Source organism: Amycolatopsis sp., from assembly GCF_036008905.1.
GTDB lineage: Bacteria > Actinomycetota > Actinomycetes > Mycobacteriales > Pseudonocardiaceae > Amycolatopsis.
In genome coordinates this window covers 1-4,500 of record NZ_DASYMU010000119.1, presented here as the reverse complement: position 1 = coordinate 4,500, position 4,500 = coordinate 1, and the positions used below count along the sequence as shown (strand labels likewise).

The following is a 4,500-nucleotide window of genomic DNA, read 5'->3' as shown; positions in this document are numbered from 1 at the left end:
CCGCGTGCCGAGTTCGGCCCAAGATCGGTCCTAGGTCGTGTCCTGTAAGGCTCGCTCGCGGTCTCCGCGCCCAGGCGGCCCCTGGCGGCACGGGGGATTCGACCGAGTACATCCAGTACGAGGCCGAATCCCCCGCACCACCAGGAACCACCTGGATCACGAAGCCCATCGAGCGGACTCACCGGACACGACCTAGGAGCAAGCACATGACCGCCGACCCGATCCTGTCGGTGCGTGACCTGAAGGTCCGATTTTCCACAGAGGACGGTGTCGTCAAGGCTGTCGACGGGTTGTCGTTCGATCTGGCCAAGGGCCGCACGCTGTGCATCGTCGGCGAGTCGGGCTCGGGCAAGAGCGTGTCGAGCCTCGCGATCCTCGGGCTGCACAACCCGGAGAAGACGACCGTGTCGGGCGAGATCGTCTTCGAGGGCACCGAGTTGGTCGGTGCCAAGGAATCACGCCTGCAGCAGTTGCGCGGCAAGCGGATCTCGATGATCTTCCAGGACCCGCTGACCTCGTTGTCGCCGTACTACACGGTGGGGGAGCAGATCGCGGAGACATACCGGAAACACACTGGCGCCACCAAGAAACGGGCCAAGCAGCGGGCCGTCGAGATGCTGACGAAGGTCGGCATCCCGCAGCCGGAGCGCCGGGTCGACGACTACCCGCACCAGTTCTCCGGCGGGATGCGCCAGCGCGCGATGATCGCGATCGCGCTGTGCTGCGACCCGGACCTGCTGATCGCGGACGAGCCGACCACCGCGCTCGACGTCACCGTGCAAGCACAGATCCTGGACCTGTTGCGGGAACTGCAGTCCGAGTTCGGCACGGCGATCATCCTGATCACGCACGACATGGGCGTGGTGGCGCAGATGGCCGAGGACGTGCTCGTGATGTACGCCGGGCGATGTGTCGAACGCGGCACCGTGCGCGAGGTGCTCAAGACACCGCGGCACCCGTACAGCTGGGGCCTGCTCTCGTCGATCCCGCATCTCGCGGGCGATGTCGACCTCCCGCTGGTTCCGGTGCGCGGCACGCCACCGAGTCTCATCGACGTCCCGCCGGGATGCCCGTTCAGCCCGCGGTGCGATTTTGCGTCCCGCGTGCCGGGCGAGCTGTGCACCACCGAGCGGCCGGCACTGGAGCCCTCGGACGGCCACGGTTCGGCGTGTCATCTGTCCACTTCGGACAAAGAGTTCATCTTCACCGACGAGATCCAGCAGCGGCTGGGCTGAGGGACTTACACCATGACTGAGGTTCTTCTCGAGACGCGCGGTCTCACCATGCATTTCCCGGTGCGCGCGGGTGCGGTCTTCAGGCGCAAGGTCGGGGCCGTACAGGCTGTCGACGGCGTCGATCTCACGGTGCACCAAGGTGAATCGTTCGGGCTGGTCGGCGAGTCCGGCTGCGGCAAGTCGACCACCGGACGCCTGATCGCCCGGCTGCTGGAGCCGACGGCCGGGTCGATCAGCTACGCGGGCCGCGACATCACGCACTCCTCGCGCAAGGAGCTCGCGCCGATCCGGCCCGAGATCCAGATGATCTTCCAGGACCCGTACTCGTCGCTGAACCCGCGGCACACCGTCGGCGGGATCATCGCCGGGCCGATGGAGGTCAACGGGATCAACCCGCCGGGCGGGCGGAAGAAGCGGGTGCGGGAGCTGCTGGAGACGGTCGGGCTGAACCCGGAGCATTACAACCGGTACCCGCACGAGTTCTCCGGCGGGCAGCGGCAGCGGATCGGTGTCGCGCGGGCGCTGGCGTTGAAGCCGAAGCTGATCGTGGCGGACGAACCGGTGTCGGCGCTGGACGTGTCGATCCAGGCACAGGTGGTCAACCTGCTGCAGCGGTTGCAGCGGGAACTGGACATCGCGTTCATCTTCATCGCGCACGACCTGGCCGTGGTGCGGCATTTCTCGCAGCGGATCGCGGTGATGTACCTGGGGAAGATCGTCGAGATCGCCGATCGCGCGGATCTCTACGGCAACCCGCACCACCCCTACACCCACGCGCTGCTGTCGTCAGTCCCCGACGCCGACCCGGACAGCGAGTCGCACCGCGAGCGGATCCGCCTGACCGGCGATGTCCCGTCCCCGATCAACCCGCCGTCCGGCTGCCGTTTCCGCACGCGCTGCTGGAAAGCCCAAGACATCTGCGCGTCGCAGGAACCGCCCTTGGTGCAACTCGGCGGAACGGCCGACGGACACCTCGCCGCCTGCCACTTCCCCGAGCCCCGCCAAGTCGTCGCCACGGCCTAGTTACGCGCGGGAGGAGATTTGCTGGACGGCCCAGGAGTTGCCGTCCGGGTCGGCGAAGAAGACGAAACCGACGTTGTCGAGTGGTTGTGGCACGGGGTGGGGGTTCTCGCCCAGGATCTGGACCTCGCTGACCTCGACACCGCGTTCGAGGAGTTCCGCGCGCGCCTGGGTGACATCGGGGACCACGAGCTGCAGGCCCTTGAGCGACCCCGGCGCCATGTCCGGGACGACGCCTTCGCCGATGACGATCGAGCAGCCCGACCCTGGCGGGGTGAGCTGCACGATCCGGTTGCCCTCGTTGATCTTCGTGTCGTGGTCGACGGCAAAACCGAGTTTCTCCGAGTAGAAGCCCTTGGCGCGTTCCACGTCCGACACAGGGATGATGACGACTTCGAGTGTCCACTTCATGGGGTTTCTCCTTCTGCTAGCCGGGTTTCGGTGAAAACGACGTCCAACCGTTCGTAGCTTTCGCCGACACCGCGCTTCATCGGCGACGCGAGCACGAGGTCGCGGACTTCCCGTGACGGGAACAGCAGCGTGGTCGACATCGTGGTCTTGGCGTCCCGCTCGACGAGGTCCACGGTCACCAGCGACTCACCGGGGTACCACTGGTCGTCGAAGGATTCGGTGTACACCAAGCGATCCGGCGGTGAGATCTCGCGGTAAACGCCGCTGTGCCCCATTTTCATGCCCAGCGGGCCCTCGGACACGAACCGCCAGGTGCCGCCGGCGCGCAGGTCGATCTCGCAGTCGACGAGGAACCAGCCGCGTGCGCCGTGCCAGCGTTTGAGCAGCTCCGGCTTGGTGAGTGCGTCGAACACCAGCCGCCGGGGAGCGTCGAATGCCCGCGTCATCACGATCTCGCGGTCCGACGGCGTGGTCACGGCGACGGTCACGGCTTCTCCTTGAGCGCCTCAAGCAGGCCGTCGAGGTTCTGGTAGCTCTCTTCCCAGTAGTCGCGGTAGTCCTCGAGCCAGTCGGTCGCCGCCTTGAGCGGCTGCGGTTCGAGGCGGCACGGACGTCGTTGCGCGTCGCGGCCGCGGGAGATGAGCCCGGCGCGCTCCAGCACCTTGAGGTGCTTGGAGATCGCGGGCTGGCTCATCTCGAACGGCTCGGCCAGCTCGGTCACCGTGGCCTCGCCCGACGTCAGCCGGGCGAGGATGGCTCGGCGGGTCGGGTCGGCCAGCGCCGCGAACGTCGTATCCAGCAACCCCGCACCTGCTTTCATAGCCACTTGGTTGGATAACACAGTGTTCCATAACCTTGTGGTTTTCTACGCCTTCGCGGGAACGGTGTCAAGAGCCGTGCGGACCGCCATCTGTCGACAGGTGGCGGTCTCTCGCGCACAAGACATTAGCCATCTGTCGACAGATGGCTAATGTCCGCTCGTGGTCAGGTGACGGCGGGGTGCAGCAGGTCTTTGAGGCCGATGCGCTCGAGGAACTCGACGCGGATCCGGTCGGCGACCACGGCGACCTCTTCGGCACCGTCGTTGGCGGGGTCGATATGGGTGCGGAACGGCCGGGTGCCGGCGGGCGCGTCGACCACCGCGACGATGGCGTCGGACACCGCGGAGACGTCGGCGTCGGCCGGGGCCAGGTCGGCGAGCCGCTGCGACACCTGGTCCATCATGCCCGCGTACTTGGTTTCGTACTGGTCCACAATGGACTGATCGGCCGGATGGCCGCCGTTGGCGAAGTGGTTGGTGCCGGTGGTGAACGACCCGGGCACGATGATCGAGGTCTCGACGCCGAAGCGGGCGAGCTCGGCGGCGTAGCTGACCGCGAAGGAGTCCATCGCCGCTTTGGCCGCGAAGTACGGCGCGAGGTACGGCGGGACGCCGCCGCGGGTGCTGCTGCTGGAAACCCAGACCACCAAACCGTAACCCTGCTTGCGAAGCTGCGGCAGCGCGGCGCGGTTGATCCGCTGGGTGCCGAGGACGTTCGTGTCGTAGACCCGGTTGATCTCTTCGGTCGAGAACGCCTCCGCCGGCCCGGTCACCATGTGCCCGGCGTTGTGGATGACGACGTCGAGCCTGCCGTGCTCGGCGATGATGGCCTCGATCGCCGCGTCCGTGGACTCCTGCGACGACACGTCGAGTTCGATGCCGCGCAGGTCCGTGCCGTGCTCGCCGTTGTACGCCTTGATTTCGTCGAGCCGCGGCGCGTTGCGGCCCGCGGTGTCGCGGATCCCGGCGTAGACGGTGTGACCGGCGTCGGCCAGCGCCCGTGCGGTGAGGGCG

6 protein-coding genes are annotated in these 4,500 nt (G+C 67.1%); 2 read left to right on the top strand and 4 right to left on the bottom strand.

From position 1 onward, the window contains the following. Positions 1-206 precede the first annotated feature (206 nt). Together VGP60_RS21585 and VGP60_RS21580 are read left to right on the top strand one after the other, a co-directional pair. Positions 207-1,235: an ABC transporter ATP-binding protein gene (locus VGP60_RS21585; protein WP_327549862.1), complete on the top strand. Its 1,029-nt coding sequence runs from the start codon at positions 207-209 to the stop codon at positions 1,233-1,235. A gap of 12 nt (positions 1,236-1,247) precedes the next feature. Next, positions 1,248-2,258: an oligopeptide/dipeptide ABC transporter ATP-binding protein gene (locus VGP60_RS21580; protein WP_327549861.1), complete on the top strand. Its 1,011-nt coding sequence runs from the start codon at positions 1,248-1,250 to the stop codon at positions 2,256-2,258. On the opposite strand, the gene VGP60_RS21575 is transcribed toward VGP60_RS21580, so the two are convergent. The 4 genes from VGP60_RS21575 to VGP60_RS21560 all read right to left on the bottom strand — a co-directional run. Beyond that, positions 2,259-2,666, bottom strand: coding sequence for a VOC family protein (locus tag VGP60_RS21575; protein ID WP_327549860.1), 408 nt, complete (start codon positions 2,664-2,666; stop codon positions 2,259-2,261). After that, on the bottom strand, positions 2,663-3,154 hold the full coding sequence (locus VGP60_RS21570; RefSeq protein WP_327549859.1) for an SRPBCC family protein: 492 nt from the start codon (positions 3,152-3,154) through the stop codon (positions 2,663-2,665). The genes VGP60_RS21575 and VGP60_RS21570 overlap by 4 nt, the downstream gene beginning before the upstream one ends. Beyond that, positions 3,151-3,486, bottom strand: a complete 336-nt coding sequence (locus tag VGP60_RS21565) for a metalloregulator ArsR/SmtB family transcription factor (RefSeq protein ID WP_327549858.1) — start codon at positions 3,484-3,486, stop codon at positions 3,151-3,153. Before VGP60_RS21565 ends, VGP60_RS21570 begins: the two co-directional genes overlap by 4 nt. Before the next feature lie 164 nt (positions 3,487-3,650). Then, the coding region (locus VGP60_RS21560) for an SDR family oxidoreductase (protein WP_327549857.1) at positions 3,651-4,500 on the bottom strand (850 nt) is incomplete at its 5' end.